The sequence below is a fragment of the Vibrio sp. T9 genome, assembly GCF_003123985.1.
GTDB classification, from domain to species: domain Bacteria; phylum Pseudomonadota; class Gammaproteobacteria; order Enterobacterales; family Vibrionaceae; genus Vibrio; species Vibrio diabolicus.
The window spans coordinates 221909-240919 of the sequence record NZ_NIGY01000006.1; the positions used below are offsets into that span (position 1 = coordinate 221909).

At 44.8% G+C, this 19011-nt stretch carries 17 protein-coding genes; 12 read left to right on the forward strand and 5 right to left on the reverse strand.

Translation table 11 applies throughout. The annotated features are described in order from the left end of the window. Positions 1-128 precede the first annotated feature (128 nt). The gene (gene deoD / locus CBX98_RS13995; RefSeq protein WP_006742381.1) at positions 129-848 is read left to right on the forward strand and encodes a purine-nucleoside phosphorylase; all 720 of its coding nucleotides are present in this window, start codon (positions 129-131) and stop codon (positions 846-848) included. Between the two features lie 97 nt (positions 849-945). Here deoD and CBX98_RS14000 read toward each other — a convergent pair whose 3' ends face one another. Further along, positions 946-1551, reverse strand: a complete 606-nt coding sequence (locus tag CBX98_RS14000) for a YtjB family periplasmic protein (protein ID WP_041852892.1) — start codon at positions 1549-1551, stop codon at positions 946-948. Between the two features lie 91 nt (positions 1552-1642). On the opposite strand from CBX98_RS14000, the gene serB reads away from it, so the two are divergent. After that, positions 1643-2623: a phosphoserine phosphatase gene (serB, locus tag CBX98_RS14005; RefSeq protein ID WP_109169517.1), complete on the forward strand. Its 981-nt coding sequence runs from the start codon at positions 1643-1645 to the stop codon at positions 2621-2623. A gap of 66 nt (positions 2624-2689) precedes the next feature. On the opposite strand, the gene CBX98_RS14010 is transcribed toward serB, so the two are convergent. Further along, positions 2690-5038, reverse strand: coding sequence for a PilZ domain-containing protein (locus CBX98_RS14010; RefSeq protein WP_109169519.1), 2349 nt, complete (start codon positions 5036-5038; stop codon positions 2690-2692). 136 nt (positions 5039-5174) lie between these two features. Here CBX98_RS14010 and radA point away from each other — a divergent pair, with 136 nt between their 5' ends. Together radA and fusA are read left to right on the forward strand one after the other, a co-directional pair. Then, positions 5175-6554 (forward strand): DNA repair protein RadA, encoded by a 1380-nt coding sequence (gene radA, locus CBX98_RS14015; protein WP_012841458.1) that lies wholly within the window; start codon positions 5175-5177, stop codon positions 6552-6554. 215 nt (positions 6555-6769) lie between these two features. After that, on the forward strand, positions 6770-8860 hold the full coding sequence (fusA, locus tag CBX98_RS14020) for an elongation factor G (protein ID WP_012841459.1): 2091 nt from the start codon (positions 6770-6772) through the stop codon (positions 8858-8860). Positions 8861-8978: 118 nt separating this feature from the next. On the opposite strand, the gene CBX98_RS14025 is transcribed toward fusA, so the two are convergent. Further along, the gene (locus CBX98_RS14025) at positions 8979-9929 is read right to left on the reverse strand and encodes a LysR substrate-binding domain-containing protein (protein WP_109169520.1); all 951 of its coding nucleotides are present in this window, start codon (positions 9927-9929) and stop codon (positions 8979-8981) included. Positions 9930-10027: 98 nt separating this feature from the next. Between CBX98_RS14025 and CBX98_RS14030 the strand changes: the two genes are divergently transcribed. Then, positions 10028-10237: a DUF1127 domain-containing protein gene (locus tag CBX98_RS14030; RefSeq protein WP_047008935.1), complete on the forward strand. Its 210-nt coding sequence runs from the start codon at positions 10028-10030 to the stop codon at positions 10235-10237. Positions 10238-10305: 68 nt separating this feature from the next. On the opposite strand, the gene CBX98_RS14035 is transcribed toward CBX98_RS14030, so the two are convergent. Next, on the reverse strand, positions 10306-11997 hold the full coding sequence (locus CBX98_RS14035) for an AMP-binding protein (RefSeq protein WP_012841461.1): 1692 nt from the start codon (positions 11995-11997) through the stop codon (positions 10306-10308). Positions 11998-12145: 148 nt separating this feature from the next. Beyond that, on the reverse strand, positions 12146-12871 hold the full coding sequence (locus CBX98_RS14040; protein ID WP_006742387.1) for a helix-turn-helix domain-containing protein: 726 nt from the start codon (positions 12869-12871) through the stop codon (positions 12146-12148). A gap of 330 nt (positions 12872-13201) precedes the next feature. Between CBX98_RS14040 and CBX98_RS14045 the strand changes: the two genes are divergently transcribed. The 7 genes from CBX98_RS14045 to CBX98_RS14075 all read left to right on the forward strand — a co-directional run bounded on the left by CBX98_RS14045 (position 13202) and on the right by CBX98_RS14075 (position 19010). Beyond that, positions 13202-13375 (forward strand): hypothetical protein, encoded by a 174-nt coding sequence (locus tag CBX98_RS14045; protein WP_031781043.1) that lies wholly within the window; start codon positions 13202-13204, stop codon positions 13373-13375. Continuing rightward, the gene (locus CBX98_RS14050; RefSeq protein ID WP_041852894.1) at positions 13375-13863 is read left to right on the forward strand and encodes an A24 family peptidase; all 489 of its coding nucleotides are present in this window, start codon (positions 13375-13377) and stop codon (positions 13861-13863) included. Before CBX98_RS14045 ends, CBX98_RS14050 begins: the two co-directional genes overlap by 1 nt. A gap of 61 nt (positions 13864-13924) precedes the next feature. Then, a complete protein-coding gene (locus tag CBX98_RS14055; RefSeq protein WP_006742388.1) occupies positions 13925-15238 on the forward strand; it encodes a hypothetical protein in 1314 nt (437 codons plus the stop codon). Between the two features lie 13 nt (positions 15239-15251). Beyond that, positions 15252-16007 (forward strand): Flp pilus assembly protein CpaB, encoded by a 756-nt coding sequence (gene cpaB / locus CBX98_RS14060; RefSeq protein ID WP_006742389.1) that lies wholly within the window; start codon positions 15252-15254, stop codon positions 16005-16007. 7 nt (positions 16008-16014) lie between these two features. Then, complete coding sequence (locus CBX98_RS14065; protein ID WP_109169522.1) at positions 16015-17478, forward strand: type II and III secretion system protein family protein; 1464 nt, start codon at positions 16015-16017, stop codon at positions 17476-17478. A 13-nt stretch (positions 17479-17491) separates the two neighbouring features. After that, on the forward strand, positions 17492-17716 hold the full coding sequence (locus tag CBX98_RS14070) for a hypothetical protein (RefSeq protein WP_012841463.1): 225 nt from the start codon (positions 17492-17494) through the stop codon (positions 17714-17716). 25 nt (positions 17717-17741) lie between these two features. Further along, positions 17742-19010 carry a pilus assembly protein TadG-related protein gene (locus CBX98_RS14075; protein ID WP_109169524.1) on the forward strand — a complete coding sequence of 423 codons (1269 nt, stop codon included), beginning with the start codon at positions 17742-17744 and terminating at the stop codon, positions 19008-19010. Position 19011 lies beyond the last annotated feature (1 nt).

The window sequence follows — 19011 nt, forward strand, 5'->3', positions numbered from 1 at the left end:
GAAAACTAGGAGCTGAATGCTCCTAGTTTTATGTTTGCAGTATGCAAGTACTGCTTGTCGGAAATGAGAATACTCTGGCTTATATCGCCTTAAGCGCGGAGCGCTAGAGAAAGGTTAAGGAAAAGAAAATGGCAACTCCACATATCAATGCTGAAATGGGTGCATTCGCAGACGTCGTACTGATGCCGGGTGACCCGCTACGTGCAAAATACATCGCAGAAACCTTCCTTGAAGACGTTGTGCAAGTGTGTGATGTGCGTAATATGTTCGGTTACACGGGCACATACAAAGGCCGTAAGATCTCGGTAATGGGCCACGGTATGGGTATCCCATCATGTTCGATTTACGCAACGGAGCTAATTAAAGACTTCGGCGTGAAGAAAATTATCCGTGTAGGTAGCTGTGGCGCAGTAAACGAAGACATCAAAGTGCGTGATGTTGTGATCGGCATGGGCGCGTGTACGGATTCTAAAGTGAACCGCATCCGTTTTAAAGGTCATGACTTTGCAGCAATCGCAGACTACAAAATGGTTCGCGCGGCAGAAGACGCAGCAAAAGCACGTGGCATTGATGTGAAAGTGGGTAACCTGTTTTCAGCGGAGCTTTTCTACACGCCAGATCCAGAAATGTTCGACGTAATGGACAAGTACGGCATTGTTGGTGTTGAAATGGAAGCGGCGGGTATTTACGGCGTAGCGGCAGAATACGGTGCAAAAGCTCTGACAATCTGTACGGTATCAGATCACATCAAAACGGGTGAGCAAACAACTTCTGATGAGCGTCAAACAACATTCAACGACATGATGCTAATCGCACTAGATTCAGTATTGCTAGGCGACGAAGAATAAGCGACAAAGAGTCATCTTAGTTTCTTGACATTAAGAACTAAAAGAACAGCCCGCACAATGCGGGCTGTTTTTGTATTAGATGTTGATTACCGACTGACTATTTGGTTAGCAGTAGGTTTTGCGCTTTTTTACGGCGGATAGGCTGTCTACGTAAAATCATAATGAATAACATGCCGCACACAAAACTCATTAGCACCATCATGTACATGTAGCGATCACTCTTACGATAGTGGTGGTCAGAAATCGCGGTTACACGACCTGTCTCAAAGGTAACGCGAACAAAACCGATGAGTGCTTCATCGGCAAATACTGGTTCAACCAACTGCTGGCGGCCAATGGAAGCTGTTGCCAAAGGCGTGTCTAAGCCTAAAACTTCGCGTACCGATAGCGCATCTTCACTAGACGCTAAACGTACGCCTTGTGCATCATATATTGTCGCATCAAACACCAAACGGTCTTGTGCTAGCTGGTTTGTCAGTTTAAGTAAGCGTTCTTGATCTTTAGTCAAAATCATTTCACTGGCAGAAAGAGACGCCTGTGAAATCAAAACTTTGGTGAGTGTCTCAAGCTGCTGTGCTTGAATTTTCTCGTTGCCCTTACTGATCACAACACTGTTTTTGATCGTGATAAACAACATCACACACAGTAGGATTAGTGCCAGAATTCTTAGGGCATTCCTTACTGAGAACAAGGATTCACTCATGCTCTTTACTCATCCATTTAAAATAAAACAAAGACTTGCCTTTTTAGTTTGTTGAGGTAACGTTTTAGCAAAGTCATAAGGGATTATATACATGGACGCGTCAAAAAGCTTGCTTATCAGAAAACATACGACACTTTTAAAACGATTACCCGAGACTCGATTTGCCTCCCAACTAGATAAAGCAAAAGCAAACTGGATAGTGTTTGCAGAATACCTTTCGCCACGTCATTTTGAAGACATTGATTTCTTCACAGGTGTCTACAACCCCGTGTTAGAAACGTGGAAAGTTGGCCAATATGAAGTCGCCTTGATGGCAGGAGAGTTGACCCCTCAACACGAAACGATCTTACAAAGCCTCAACTTGGATTACGCCTCGCTTAATGAAGTTCCAGATCTCTCAACCCAAGGGTTGATTGTATTTGACATGGACTCAACGGCAATCCAGATAGAGTGTATTGATGAAATCGCAAAATTGGCCGGAGTCGGGGATGAGGTGGCAGAAGTTACTGAACGTGCGATGCAAGGAGAACTGGATTTTGAGCAAAGTTTGCGTCAACGCGTAGGCAAGCTCAAAGGTGCTGATGAATCAATTCTTGAACAAGTTCGTTCCCAATTGCCATTTATGCCGGACTTTGAAGCGTTAATCGCAACGTTAAAAGCACTAGGCTGGAAAACAGCGATTGCTTCCGGTGGTTTTACTTACTTCTCGGACTACATCAAAGATAAAGTCGATTTAGATTTTGCTCGCTCTAATCAGTTAGAAATCATTGATGGTAAGCTCACGGGGAACGTACTTGGCGATGTGGTTACCGCGCAGATGAAGTCAGATATCCTGGTGGAGTTGGCGGATGAATACGAAATTGAGCAGCACAACACCGTTGCTGTCGGTGATGGCGCTAACGATCTTGTGATGATGTCGGTGGCGGGCTTAGGTATCGCGTACCACGCAAAACCTAAAGTGGAAGCTCAAGCGCAATCTGCGATTCGCTTTGCAGGCTTAGGCGGTGTGCTCTGTATTTTATCTGGTGCACTGGTGAAGCAGCAAAAGGTCAGCTGGAAAGCAAAACCTTAATTTATCCATTCAAAAAACACCGCCTTTCTGGCGGTGTTTTTTCGTTGACTTGGTATGGCTCTAAATTTACTCGGTTAACTCCAATCTAATTACAACTTCTTCCGTAATGTCTTCAAACTCACTGTAACCGACCAAAGCGGTCAGCTCCTTTTCTAATTTGCTCGCTTGATGCACGCCAAATTGGGTTAAGTCACTTAAATCTTGTTGCAGCAACGATGTCATCGGATCGAAAATTGGGGCTGTAGATAAGCGAATCACGTAGAAGTCACCCATCATTCGTGCTTTCTTTATAAATTGAATCCGTTCTTTTACGCTGTTGAACTCTTGATGAAGCTTAGACTCAATGCCTGTAATTTTATTGCCGACTTTGGCTGCGCTAATGTAGATATCCTGATGTCTTGCTTGAGCACCTTCTACACGCTTTATCGGCTCTGCGATTAATGTGCTTGTTCGACCTTTAAAGATAGGTTCAAGTGACAACAATTGATCGTGCCCAAGGCGTGCAAAAAGCTCAATGTGCTTAGGTAGCGGCAAATTCACCCCAATAACGGGGGTTTTGATTGAAGACGACGCTGTTTTACTGATAAAAATTGGTGTGCTCAGAGTTCGAGAGAGCAACATGCTGTGCAGTCTTTCAAGTAACGCATTACTCGGTAGCATCTCTTTCTGCGGGATCAACTTATCTTGATTGTGCTCGATAATGCTGTTGAAAAAGGCGATCACTTTAATGGTGTGGCTGCTTTCATCAATAACTAACTGTACGCTACAGCCATCTGGGCTAACACGAATTACCCGGTATGGCACCGACGTTAAAGGCAGCTTTTTGTCGTAGAGTTGTAACTCTCGGAAGTTGACCTGAACCTCTTGCCCAGAGCGCAACATGGTAGGTTCGTCCAGTTTAATGCCGAGCCCTCGCTTTGAAATATCGACGGTGCTGCCGATCGCTGTGACGGGCCCAGAACGTAGTTCTATTGGGGTCTTAAATCGGTAACGTGGCTCTTTACGACGAGACTTGGCATCAAAATAAATGCCTTTCGGGTTGCCTATAATTCTTCTCGGATGGCGAAATGCATTTAACGTATTTGCGGGTAAGCGCGGCTTTTCAGTGAGCAGATAATCCTGCCCTGATTTTTCGTCAGCAATTTCTTGCAAGATGCCAATGTGAGTCAATGATTGGGACGTTTCAGCTAACTCCGGAGAGAAAGCGGCTAAGTCTTCCTGTTCTTGCTCTGACAGTTCAAATATCGAAATTCTAAACGCGCGCCAACTTTCACGTTTAGCACCTAAATGCCAAAATAGCTGGCGTTGTTCACGAGTGGCCTCAGGACGAAGCATCGAATAGAAATAGGTTCGGTTTTCGTGCTCGTGAGTAAATGAATAAAGGACATTGGTGGTGCCTTTAACGCCAGGTTTAATGAGTGACGCGACTCGCTTCTCATTAAATAAGGACCCAAACATTTGCTGGTTCCTTTCATCATGCCAGTACTGCCAAAGCTTTTGATTGTTTGGCGTCAACATAGCGAGTTTCAGCTCACTGCCATCAAAGAATAGGGGTAAGCTGCTGGTGTGCTTGAGCGCGATGTGCTCATAACCACGAGTTCGAGCTCGAATGATCTTATCTTGATTATCGTGACGAGCTCTTTTAGCTGCGCTGTTGAGCGCTTCATCGATCACTCGAGTAACGACATTGGTTTCAGTTAAACGTATGGTTCTGAGGTATCGAACTGAGTCATTCTCGTAACAGTCATCAACCGCAAGTATGCGGTACGCCAGCGGTTTCTCGATACCGGCAACCTGAGATTTGCTGGCAAACTCAGTAAACGTGACCTGAATAATCTCCCCAAGGTTATATTTAAACGCACTTGGGACTTTGAACTTTGCGCCAGAGCAGGATAAGTCAATGCTTAACCCATGCAGAAGTTGCCCTTTAGAGCGGCAAATCTCGACTTGAGATTGGACTTTCAAGCGCTTTTCTTGGCGCTTTAAGTCATAGCCGAGGTGAACGGGCTCCGCTAAGAAAGGGCTTTTAGGAACCGTTAACGATTGCGTTCTTTGTTGAGTAAGACGTTTGCTCATTACGCGAAAGTTATTCCGTGTGTTGACCAAAGCTTCCCACATTCCCTCAGTGTAGCCGCCAAACTTTTTGATGTTTTTATGGTAAGCGTTGAAAGCAACGTCATCTAACCAATGTGGAATACCATCCAAAATATACTCGCGACATTCACCTTGGACGCGACCGCGCAGATCGATGCTTTTTTTGCACGGAGCCATCAAGCGGTTAAGTTCCATTTTCACTAAGATTTTGGCCGAAGGCGGCTCTTCCTCGGTCAATTGGCCAAGGACAAAGTCAAAGTCATCCGAACCGTAAACGGGAATGAGTCGTTCTGCGATCGAGAGAATTTCAGATTGCTGCATTATTTCTGTTAGAGTATGTCGTTACTTTAAATTGTATCGGCTAAGCGAAGTAAAACTTAAGTATATCAATAGTTCATTTCAGTTAAGGTCTGACTTGGCTGTGCTTAGTCACATTTGTAGAAAAAATCGAGGCATCATGGCGAAAGCAAAACGAGCGTATGTTTGTAATGATTGTGGCGCGGATTTTCCCCGTTGGCAGGGGCAGTGTAACGCATGTGGTTCGTGGAATACGATAACAGAAGTCCGTATCGCTGCATCGCCAACGGTTGCTCGTAATGAACGTTTATCCGGCTACGCTGGTTCCGCAACAGAAGCAACAGTTCAAACGTTATCTGAAATTGATCTGCAGGAAGTGCCACGCTTCACCAGTGGGTTTAAAGAGCTTGACCGCGTATTAGGTGGGGGCGTTGTGCCCGGCGCCGCTATTTTGATTGGTGGTAACCCTGGCGCGGGTAAATCCACCTTGCTGCTGCAAACCATGTGTAGTTTGTCTGCGCAAATGCCAACGCTCTATGTAACAGGTGAAGAGTCGTTGCAGCAGGTGGCAATGCGAGCTTCTCGACTAGGCTTGCCAAAAGATCATTTAAAAATGCTATCGGAAACGAACGTCGACAAAATTTGCCAAATCGCCGAAAAAGAGCAACCTCGCATTATGGTGATTGACTCGATTCAGGTAATGCACGTTTCAGATGTTCAATCGTCACCGGGCAGTGTTGCTCAAGTACGTGAATCTGCGACAGCTCTGACACGATACGCAAAACAGAATAACGTCGCGGTATTTATTGTTGGTCACGTAACAAAAGATGGTACTCTTGCGGGCCCTAAAGTTCTTGAGCACATTATAGACTGTTCAGTGCTGCTTGATGGTGGTACTGATAGCCGCTTTCGCACATTGCGTAGTCATAAAAACCGCTTTGGCGCTGTGAATGAGCTCGGTGTTTTTGCAATGACAGGCCAAGGGTTGAAAGAAGTGAGTAACCCATCCGCGATTTTCCTTTCTCGTGGTGAAGAAGAAACATCTGGTTCTTCTGTTATGGTGGTTTGGGAAGGTACGCGTCCTCTATTAGTAGAGATTCAAGCGTTGGTGGATTACTCGCAATTGGCAAACCCTCGCCGTGTTGCGGTCGGTTTGGAGCAGAACCGCTTATCACTTTTGCTCGCTGTGTTGCATAAGCATGGTGGCTTACAAATGGCAGACCAAGATGTCTTTGTTAATGTGGTTGGCGGTGTTAAGGTGACGGAGACGAGTGCCGATCTTGCGTTAGTTATGGCGCTTTTATCGAGTTTTCGTGACCGTCCACTACCCAAAGATGTGGTTATTTTTGGTGAGGTCGGGCTTGCAGGCGAAATCCGTCCTGTGCCAAGTGGGCAAGAACGTTTGAATGAAGCGTTCAAACATGGTTTCAAGAAAGCCATTGTGCCTGCAGCCAACATGCCGAAAGGCGGCATTCCTGGCATGCAAATTCACGGCGTTAAGAAATTGTCGGAAGCTATAGAGGCTTTTGACGAGCTGTAATGCTCATAAGAATGGTATTTGTGTAATCACAAACTGTTCTATCCGTCCTCAATAAAATGCGAATAAAGTACATAAATTGCTGTGTTTGACTATGCTTTGGGGACGGAAATTTCACGTTAAAATTTTTTTTCTTCCATCCGCACGCAAGGGTATCAGTATTGACAGAATGTGATATACTCTGCGCGCACTTTATACCTTATTAACAGAGTAAGACAATGACTGATTTATCAAAATACAGAAACATTGGTATTTTTGCTCACGTAGACGCGGGTAAAACTACCTCTACAGAGCGTATCCTAAAGCTAACTGGTAAGATCCATAAGATCGGTGATACACACGACGGTTCAACTACAACTGACTTCATGGAGCAGGAAGCTGAACGTGGTATCACAATCCAGTCTGCAGCAACAACTTGTTTCTGGAACGATCACCGTCTAAACATCATCGATACTCCTGGACACGTTGACTTCACTATCGAAGTTTACCGTTCTCTAAAAGTACTTGACGGTGGTATCGGTGTATTCTGTGGTTCTGGTGGTGTTGAGCCTCAGTCAGAAACTAACTGGCGTTACGCTGACGAATCACACGTATCACGTCTGATCTTCGTTAACAAACTAGACCGTATGGGCGCAGATTTCTACAAAGTTGTAGATCAAGTACAAAACGTACTAGGTGCTACACCTCTAGTTATGACTCTACCTATCGGTATCGAAGAAGATTTCGTAGGTGTTGTAGACGTACTAAGCCAACAAGCTTACGTATGGGATGAGTCTGGCCAGCCAGAGAACTACGAAGTTCAAGATATTCCAGCAGACATGGTAGAAAAAGCTGCTGAATACCGTGAAATGCTAATCGAAACTGCTCTAGAGCAAGACGAAGATCTAATGATGGCTTACCTAGAAGAAGGCGAAGAGCCATCTCTAGAAGACATCAAACGTTGTATCCGTAAAGGTACTCGTGATCTAGCATTCTTCCCAACTTACTGTGGTTCAGCGTACAAGAACAAAGGTATCCAACTTATTCTTGACGCGGTAATTGATTACCTACCATCTCCAACAGAAGTTGATCCTCAGCCTCTAACTGATTCAGAGACTGGTGAGCCAACTGGTGAAGTTGCGACTGTATCTGCAGACGAGCCACTACGTGCACTTGCATTTAAGATCATGGACGACCGTTTTGGTGCTCTAACCTTTATCCGCATCTACTCTGGTAAGATGAAGAAAGGTGACACAGTACTTAACTCTGCAACTGGTAAAACAGAGCGTATCGGCCGTATGGTTGAGATGCACGCAGACGAGCGTAACGAGATCGATTCAGCACAAGCTGGTGACATCATCGCTGTAGTTGGTATGAAGAACGTTCAAACTGGTCACACTCTATGTGATCCTAAGCACGAATGTACTCTTGAGCCAATGATCTTCCCAGATCCAGTAATCTCTATCGCAGTTAAGCCTAAAGATAAAGGCGGTTCTGAGAAGATGGGTATCGCGATCGGTAAAATGGTTGCAGAAGATCCATCATTCCAAGTTGAGACTGATGAAGATTCAGGCGAAACTATCCTGAAAGGTATGGGTGAACTTCACCTAGACATCAAGGTAGATATCCTTAAGCGTACTTACGGCGTTGAGCTAGAAGTTGGTGCTCCACAGGTTGCTTACCGTGAAACTATCACTCAAGCAATCGAAGATAGCTACACGCACAAGAAACAGTCTGGTGGTTCTGGTCAGTTCGGTAAGATCGATTACCGCATCAAACCAGGTGAGCCAAACTCTGGCTTCACGTTCAAATCAACAGTTGTTGGTGGTAACGTACCTAAAGAATTCTGGCCTGCAGTTGAGAAAGGCTTTGCGTCAATGATGGAGCACGGTGTTCTAGCTGGCTTCCCAACTCTAGACGTTGAAGTTGAACTATTCGACGGTGGTTTCCACGCAGTTGACTCTTCAGCTATCGCTTACGAAATCGCTGCTAAAGGCGCATTCCGTCAGTCTATGCCTAAAGCTGGCGCGCAACTTCTTGAACCAATCATGAAAGTTGACGTGTTCACTCCAGAAGATCACGTTGGTGACGTAATCGGTGACCTTAACCGTCGTCGTGGTATGATCAAAGACCAACAAGCTGCGTCTACTGGCGTACGTATCAAGGGTGATGTACCTCTATCAGAAATGTTTGGTTACATCGGTACTCTACGTACAATGACTTCTGGTCGTGGTCAGTTCTCTATGGAGTTCTCACACTACGCACCATGTCCAGCAAACGTTGCTGAGCAAGTAATTGCTGACGTTAAAGAGCGTAACGCTAAGAAGTAATTCTTAAGTTAACTCTATAACTTGAAAGCCCCGCCTAGTGCGGGGCTTTTTGTATCTAACCGCTTATACACAGCGCGTTTTTGTTTCGCTGATATACGTCTTTGGTGTTGTTTACCGACTATTCTGAAGCTGAGCCAGTATTACTAACATTGAGGTCGATGGTTTTAAAATCTGGTATCACTGACTTTTCAAATGTTTCTATTTCTTCTCTCAACCATTGTGCAAACAATTGGGCTTTAGGTCGCTTTAAGTAGCCTTTTGGAGCGCACAGGTAATACGCAAATTTGGGTTTAATGGCTATATCACCAATTCGGACCAGTTTGCCTGAACGGAAATATTGATGAGCTAAACTGTGTTTGACGAGCGCTACGCCTTGTAGTGATAACGCCGCTTCTAACACTAAGTGTGAGCCACTGTATTTTAAAGCAGGCTTTGCCGCTGAATGACCAAGTCTCGCTAACCACATGTTCCAGTCCAGATCTGGCCAAACGTCTTCGATGAGCTCTGCTTTGCTTAAATCTTCAATGCGATAGATGCCGTGCTCTTTCTGATATACCGGGTGACAGGCAGGATAAAAAGCTTCATCCATTAGCCATTGTGATTCTAAATTAGGGTATTTTCCTAAACCGTAACGGACACACAAATCGATCTGACTATCTTGAAAAGACACCAAATCATTGGTTGGTTCTAATAGTAAGGCGATATCAGGGTGACGCTGACGAAAAGCCGTAATTTTCGGGACTAACCAATGGTGAGCGAAAGAGGGGAGTGTTGATATCGAAAGGTGGTTAGGATTAGGATCTTGATTAACTGATCTCACCCCTTGCTGCAAATGAGCAAACCCTCTTTCTGCCTGAGTAAACAGCAGCTCTCCCTCAGGTGTGAGCACGATTTTTCTGTGCTGGCGAACAAATAAGTCCGTTCCTAAAAACTCTTCAAGATGACGAATTTGCTGACTAATGGCAGCTGGCGTAACAAACAATTCTTTTGCCGCTGTTTTAAAGCTTCCTTCCTTTGCTGCAACGAAGAAGTAATACAAGCCCTGTAAGGGGGGCATTCGATCTTTCACATTAGTTTTCCTTAACTCAATGGCAGATTCTATCGTTTGAGGATATCAGCCTAGTCGCTGATTATTAAGTGGTCAACATTGTTATAGGAGTTGGTTACATGGAAAACATGACACACACTTGTGAGCGCACTTTATCAGCTGACCATCAGACCGGATTACAGTTAATTTATTCTAAACTTGCTAGTTGGAGAAGAAACTACAAGACACGTCGTCACTTGAGAGAGTTACCAGAACATCTTTGGGACGATATAGGATTAGATGAAAAGGAGATTAATAGTGAAGTGAGGAAGCCGTTTTGGAGAGAGTAGTTTATGAGTTTGATTCAAGCTCAGAATTAAACTGCACTCCCCAATGATATTGAGGAGTGCAGACAAGGCTATAAGTCTTCTTCCCACACAACCAATTCACCTTTCGGCCAGTTGTGACCAATTTCATGATACTTTTGCTCAAGCACATGACGTTTAATTTTGAGTGTTGGCGTCAATACGCCATTTTCAATGCTCCAAGGCTCTTTAATCATTAATACGCCTTTGATTTGCTCATGAGAGGCGAGTTCTTGATTCATTTTTGCAATGACTTTGCGGGTGGTTCGTGCGTACCGCTCTCGATCAAAGTTAGGAAAATCATGTGGCACAACTAAAAGAATCGGGGCTGGTAGCCCTAAACCGATTAGACACATCATCTCTACGCGACTGTATTCGAAAAGTTTTTTCTCGATAGGAACTGGAGAGACAAACTTACCTTTGGCGGTTTTAAAGTTATCTTTTTTACGGCCTTGAATGGTTAGGTAACCATCTGAGTCGATAGAGCCGATATCGCCTGTGTGTAGCCAGCCCTCTGAATCAAAAGACTCTTGGGTGGCAATGTCATTTTTGTAGTAGCCAGAAAATAGCCCTTTGCCACGCACCATGATTTCATCATCGTCAGCGATTTTTAACTCAATACCTGGTCCAGCATTACCGACACTACCAATTTTGTCAGCTCTAAATGGGTAGTTGAGCGTGCTATAGGCAAATGATTCTGTCATGCCCCAAGCTTCAGTAATATTGAGTCCTACAGAGTGGTACCATTCCAGCAGTGCTGGTGATACCGGGGCAGAGCCACAGCCTAATACTCGAGCCTGATCCAACCCCAATCCTTCTGCGAGCTTTTTCTTGATCAGAGAATTGACGAATGGGATTTTCAATAGAATGTTGAGCTTCTTCTGTGGAAGTTTGTCTTGAATGCGTTGTTGGAATAGCGTCCATAATCGCGGGACTGAGATAAACAGAGTCGGGCGGTGCATTTTTACATCTTCGATAAAGGTATCCAATGATTCTGGAAATGCTGTTGGTACACCACCCATGATGGATGAACCAAAAATGTAGACGCGCTCTGTAATATGAGCCAAAGGTAAGTAAGAAAATAGACGATCATTTTCTTGAATACCGATATGGTTTATCAGTTGTTGTACGGACCAGTTAAACGCTCCGTAGGTCAGCATTGCACCTTTCGGTAATCCTGACGTACCTGAGGTATACACCAAAGACATTAGCTTATCGTCGTAGTGCTGTGGACGCTCTTCACTTGGCATTGCATCAGCAATGAGCGCTTGATATTCATACTGACATTTTGGCGCGGTATCGTAGGGGAGCGCGATACTAATGAGCTCCGGCATTGCATCAATGACTTGCTGGGTTGCTTTAGGATCATCGAGTTTTCCGCCAATGAGCGCTTTACTCTCACTATGAGTCACACAGTATTCGATGGTGTCCGCGCCCGCGGTAGGAAAGATTGGCACACTGACATAATCGCCAAGCATCATCGCAAGATCGCAAATAAACCACTCTGCACAGTTTTTAGACACTAACGCCACTTTGTCGCCAGGCTGTACTCCGAGGTTGCGTAGTGCACTGACGAGTTTTAAGGCTTGATCGGCAACATCAGCGAACGTGTATTCAACAAATTGTCGGTTAATAATTTGCTTTAGGTAGACCTCATTTGGGCGCTCTTGAGCCCATTTGAGAATCATTTCATTTGGTGGTGGGAGAGCGCAACCAGCAGCGCTGTTTAGATTCGGCTGATTCATTTTTAGTGACTCCATGTCTTCTCGTTGTATTTATAATTGTTAACGCATTGTTAACTTTAGCATGTTAAATAACGACACGGGAATGCATTTTGATGAAATATGTGGGGAGGATAGCGTTAGTTACCCCTAAAGTCGGTACTAATAGCGCCTAAAACTGTTGCCGATAATTCGCTGGGGACAGGCCTGTTTTTTTCTTAAAAATTCGAGAAAAGTAAGAGACATCTCGGTATCCACATTGATAAGCAATATAGGCAATTTTCATGGATTCATTTTCAACGAGCATTTTCTTTGCTAATGAAATGCGTTTCGCAGTGACATAATCACGAAAGCACATACCAACTTTGCGATGGAATACTTTGGAAAAGTAGTTCGGTGAGTAGTGACAAAGCGCAGCTGCTTCCTCTTCCCGTAGGTCTTTATGTACGTTATTGGCGATGTAATGAACCACGTCAGAAAAATTCGACTTTCCGCTTCGAGAAAAGAGTTTATCGACCGAAATTTGTTCTTCGTCGACCTTGCTGTGCAAAAAGTATTTCAATTTTATCTGTGATAGCCAAATCGGGAGGGTGATTTCATTCAACGTATAATATTCCGCACAAATATGCTTTGGCGGTAAGTGAGGCTCGATATCGGTTGGATGTATAACGATCAGTTTTTTGTCGAGATTTTCACAGAGCGTGATGACGCCTTTCAGGTGCTCTCGATGATCGCAAGTCATGTAGTAGAAGAAATAGCTGTGTTCTTTATCGCTAAGCACAGAAATATCTTTGCTACAGTCCATAATCTCAAAGCTCTTATCAAACTCACAGCGAAGTGATTCCGGCAGCGAGCAAAGAGTCTCTCCAATCCAATAAGCTTTGGTCAGTCTATCCATATGAATCCCGCTCAGTACGTACTACACCAACGTTAGTATGTATTGAGGTCAGTCGAGCCTCATTCCTTGAGCTTCAGACCTCACCCTTTCGTTTATTAAGCTTAGGCTTATATAGTCATACTGCAAGTGTGAAAGGTGTCACATAGTTGGTGGTGATGTGTCTCGTTATTGATACATTTTGATTCTGAAGAGCAGGTAGGCAAGAAAGTACCAACCTTTGGCAAAAAAGTCCTAACCCCCCTAATTCTCGGTGACTAATGTTTAAGCATGATTCAGGTGCACATGAGACCTGTATCATTAATAGCGAGATACGTTAAAGGGGATAATCATATGGATAACTTTCGCAATCTAATCAAGGACTTCATGGAAGATGAAGAGGGGCTAACACTTTTAGAGTACATTCTAGGTGCGGCATTAATTGTTACAGCGTTCTTGACTTCAGGCTTCTGGACGACTTTGTCTAACAAGTTTACTTCAGTAGCTGGTCGTATCAGCAGCTCGTAATGGTTAGCGAGTTAGTTATTTGGTCATTGCTTATTGCGATTGGAGTATCAGACGCTCAGAAACACAGAATACCAAACAAAGCGGTGCTTATGCTTTTGGTTGCTGTTACTGCAAACGTAATTTACAACCCAGCAACAAGTGGCTTGGATCATTTATATGGTGGGTTGGTTGCGTTTGCAGTGTGTTTCGCGCTGTATCTGTTCAAAGTAATGGCTGGAGGAGACGTTAAGTTGCTCGCCGTCATAGGGGCATGGCTGGGTCTGAGTAACCTTGGGGAAGCGTCTACTGGAATAATACTTGCTGGAGGCATCGTGGGCATTTTTTATCTAATGTTACACGTGTCATCGACTAGTGTTGCTCTATCACACCAGATAAAAGGGTATTGCTTAGAAAAAGTAACACCAGGCTTTAGGTCTAATAAGCCGTTAGTCATTCCTTTCGCGCCGATAATCGTAATTGGATTAGCTTATTTCTCCTACACCCATTAAATAATAATAAAAAATGGCATGCAGCATCAGTTGACTAGGCAACTTCAAGAGGGGAAGTGTGATGGGCTCTGTGTATTGGGAAAAACTCGTGCCACAAATAAATCCACCAAAGGTGCCTTCGTCTGTCGAGGGTCTTGGCGTGCCGTCTTCAGTTGTTGAAAACCTAGTGTTGAAACATCTGTCTGCCTATCCCAAATGTGACTTAATCGAATTAACGCAACGGCTTTGTATTGTTTCGAATATTGTCGAGCTTGCTTTGGCGCAGTTAAGAAAGCGAAGTTGGGTAGAAGTTTATCAGCCAGCATCAGACAAGTTGAGTACATCGTATTCCAACGTACGCTACAGTTTAACTGAGCTTGGGCTTGCAGAAGCAGACATTGCGTATAGAAAAGATCCGTATATCGGTCCTGTTCCCGTCTCTTTGGAAGAATATTGGACGGTTGTTGAGGGACAAGATCTTCGCAAGCATCCTATTAATCGCAATGATGTTGAGCGAGCGCTGTCTGACGTGTTTGGTTCGGATCATTTGATACCCGTTTTAGGACCAGCCATTAACTCGGGGCGGGCTTTGTTGCTGTATGGTCATGCGGGTACCGGTAAAAGCTACGTCGCATCAAGAGTGCTCAATGCAATGAACACTTCGGTATTCATTCCTTATGCCGTATATGCCGATGGCAACATCATCAAAGTGTTCTCAGAGCATCATCACCGTCGTTTAGACAACTCCCATTCTCAGGTTTTCGTTAAGTTGGAAACGCATTACGACAAACGCTGGGTTCTTTGTGAAAGACCAAACATTCAAGTGGGCGGTGAGCTGACATTGGATATGCTTGAGGTAAACCACAGCGAGCATAATCGTGTATGGATTGCGCCACTGCAAATGATGGCTAACAACGGAATCTTGGTGATTGATGACCTTGGTCGTCAGTCAATGCCTGTTGATGCCCTGCTAAACAGATGGATCGTTCCAATGGAGTACTTATTTGACCACCTAGCTTTGCCAAATGGTCAACAAGTCACGGTGCCGTTTATGCTCACTCTGGCATTCTCCTCCAACTTTGCACCAAGCAAAATTGCAGACCCCGCTTTTTTACGTCGTTTGGGTTACAAGATCGAGTTTACACCGCTTGGTTTGACAGATTATCAAGCGCTTTGGGTTTCGCTTGCTAAAGATTACCAAATGACGCTTGTGCCTGAGTTTTTCGATACGTTAAGTCAGTTACATCGCGACAATGATGTCGCCAACTACCCTTGTTTACCAAAAGACTTACTCGGTATTAGCCGCGATATTTTGGTGTTCGAAGGGAAAGAGAAGGTCGTCTCATCAGACATTTTAACCCGTGCCTGGGGACTGTACTTCACAGTGGATGAATAGGGAGATCTAAATTATGAGTCGGACTCAAGTCATCATGTTGCTGTTGCTCTCCATTGTTTTCGGCCTTGCCGCCGTGCTGATCGCTAAACAATGGATGGATGGCAGAAACCAACCAACTGTCGAGTTAGAAGAGGTCGAAAGACACCCAGTTTTAGTTGCCGCCATGGAACTAGAGCCAGGGACCATTCTATCTGAGAAACATTTGTCTACTAAGCTCATGGAAGTGGATTGGATAGACGATGAAACGCTAAAAGTACAAGAACAGGCATTGGGAAGAATTGTTGCCAATACCATTTATGCGGGCGAGCTGGTTAACTCGAATCGTCTTGCATTGCCCGGTGAGGGCGCGACACTTGCTGCTTTAATTCCTGAAAACAAACGAGCAATCACCATTCGTGTCAATGACGTTATCGGTGTGGCTGGGTTCTTGTTACCGGGCAATAAGGTCGATGTATTGAATACCGTGAGTTATGGACAAGGTAAAAATGCCACAACAAAAACGGTGCTTAAAAACATCAACGTTCTTGCGGTCGACCAAACAGCCAAAACCAATGATAACAAACCCGTTATTGTGCGTGCGGTGACTTTAGAAGTAACACCGAAAGAGGCAGAAAAGCTCCTATCGGCGAACAGCAAAGGCGACATTCAACTTGCTCTACGCAACCCTCATGAAGTGGATAAACCTGTTGTAGCAAGAAAATACACGCCACGACCTAGTGTGACCATTATTAAGGGATCTCAGGCATCCAGTGTCCGAGTCAGCAATTAGGTGAATTATGAAAACAATAATATTACTCGTTAGCCAGTTACTTTTTGTCAGCTTGTCTGTTAACGCAGCCACGGTGCAGTCAGGAAAAATCGTGACCGTTGCGCATCACCAATCAACCCAATTGATGATATCCGGCCAAGCGAAGAAAGTGACGTTAGGGGATCCAGAAGTCTTGGATATTTTAGTGCTCAGATCGAACGAGCTGTTTCTTATTGGTAAGAAGTTAGGTACCACGAATGTGTCGGTGTGGGATCGCCGAGGCCGGTTAATTGAGCAGTTTAACGTGGAAGTCACGCATGATCTAAACACGCTTAAGTCGAAGCTTTATCAGTTCTTGCCGGATGAAAATATCGAAGTGCACAGTGCGCAAGAAAAAGTGGTACTTAGAGGCTTGGTCAGCAGTCAGCAAAACATGGACACTGCGGTCAAAATTGCTGAAACCTTCGCTTTGGGTGAAGCGGCAGATGAAGAAGATGACAGCTCTAAAGATGATGACAGCATGGTGATCAATCTACTTTCTATTGGCGGGGCTCAACAGGTGACGCTAGAAGTGACCGTTGCCGAAGTGCAGCGCACACTAGTAAGACGCTTTGACTCAAACTTCCACTTTTTCCAAAGAAGTGGAGACTTTACCTGGGGTGGTACGACTGCTGGTGGCGGTATTGATGGAATTGGACCGATTTTGAACGTTCCAACAGTCGAAGATTTCGGTTTTCTTGGGTCGTTTATCGACAGTAATACCTTGTTTACCTTCGCGCTTGATGTGGCGAAACAAAATGGCGTGGCGAAAGTGTTAGCAGAGCCTAGCCTTACCGCATTAAGTGGTACGCAAGCCGAGTTTGTCGCTGGTGGTGAATTCCCAATTCCAGTACCAAATGAAGATGGTATTACCATCGATTATAAAGAGTACGGTGTTCAACTCGACTTCGTTCCGTTTATTTTGAGTGATAAGAGAATCAACCTCAAATTGAACGTCAATGTGAGTGAAATCTCCAACTCAGGTGTGCTGACGTTTAATCCAAACGAAGTGAATGCCACGTTCTTTATTCCGCCAATCACTAAACGAAGTGCTGGCACCACGATTGAGCTGGCTGATGGCCAAACCATTGGTATTGCAGGCTTATTGAGTGAAAACGCCCGTAATGTCGCGGATGGCATACCTGGAGCGAGTGATTTACCTGTTTTGGGACGCTTGTTCAAGAGTGAAGAATTTACCTCAGGGGAAACAGAACTTGTCATTCTGGTCACCCCTCGATTAGCAACCCCAATCGATCGACGTCGAATCACACTGCCAACGGATGGCTTTGTGGCTCCGAACGATGTGGAGTTCTATTTGCTTGGTAAAGGTGCTGAGTTGGATTTCGATAGATACCAGCTAAACGACATCAGCGAAGAAGATACTAACAACAACTTTATTCAATACGGTTCGTCAGAAGGTGGCTCTGAGGGCAAGTTTGGGCACAGTCTATAAGTGGGAGAGCAAGATGAAAAGCATAATGATAATGACCATTTGTTTCACATCATTCGGCTTGTTTGGCTGTGCGAATGACCCCGAGCTTGGTATCTCGGTTAGCCAGTTGCGCGCTGAACAAACTCTTAATCCAGAAGCGTGGTATGAGAATTTGGGTTATTTACCGGAAGGTAGTGGTGAGCGTACACAAGTTAGCTTAGAGGTATATAACAACAACGGGGTAGCCAAAGATGAGTAAGTGATATGTTCACTTAGGAGGGGCTATGCGAAGGAATATGCATATAGCACCAAGGCGAACCCAGAAAGGGATTACCTTAGTGTTGATAAGCTTGGTTTTGTTGATTCTGCTAGGCGTTGCGGCGTTTGGTATTGATTTAAACCACCAAGTTCTTAATAAAACACGTTTACAGAATGCGGTCGATACTGCGGCCCTTGCAGGTGCTGTCGTTGCCGATAAGACAGAGGATGTGAATCAGGCTGAAACAGCAGTGAGAACAACGCTTAGTGGAATATCAACCGAGCCTGGAAATTCTGAGCTGACGTTTAGTGACAGTAATACAGCAGTGACATTCTCGCATGATATGCAGACGTTTGTAAGTGCAGCAAGTTTTACCCCGCCATTGGGGGAGTACGATATTTATGTCCGCGTAGCGGTCACCGATATTAGCCTAACGCAGTATTTGAGTGGTTTGTTTGGGATTGATAAAGAGGTCTCTGCGAGTGCGGTTGCGGGGCGAAGTGCGGCTATTGCATATACGTGTAATTTAACGCCAATCGCCATGTGTGGTGACCCTGCCGGTGATGTGAGTGATGCATGGGGGTATCGTCCACCGGGTTACGACCCTAATGTAGATATGGATCCTTCTCTAGTACATGAGCTGAAAGTCGGGGATCAGAATAACACCGATATGGGGCCCGGGAACTTTCAGTTACTCGATTTTGGGCAAGGAACGGGTAATAGTGGTGCAGCCTTAGTTCGTGATGCATTGTCTGGTGCTTACAACGGTTGCGCCTCAATTGGCGATACCGTTACGACTAAACCAGGTAATAGTGCAGGTCCAGTTGCACAGGGACTGAATGTGAGGCTCAACGACTTTTCGGGACCGATTAAAAATGACGGAACGGTTTTACCAGACAAATACGTGAGAGAGCCCGATGTTTTGGCTGAGACCGATGCGGAGTACGCAGGTGACCTGTATTACGCCAACTATCGTCAGGAGCTAAGCTCTTGTGAAAGCGGTGGTGCTTGTGATGGCAGTAGTTATACCGGTGATGGTGGTCTGAACGGACGCCGTATTTTGCGTATCCCTATCGTAGATTGTACGGCTTCTACAGGTAAGTCTGATTTTGATGTTTTGGGCTTTGGTTGCTTCTTTTTACTACAAAAAGTCAGTAACTCAGGTCAATCATCAGTATTTGGGCAATTTCTTTATGATTGTTTAATTAATAACGGTTCGACTGGCACGGATCCGACAGATAAAGGCTTCTACCGTATCCAGCTATACAAAGATCCGTTTAGCGGGGCCTCTTGAT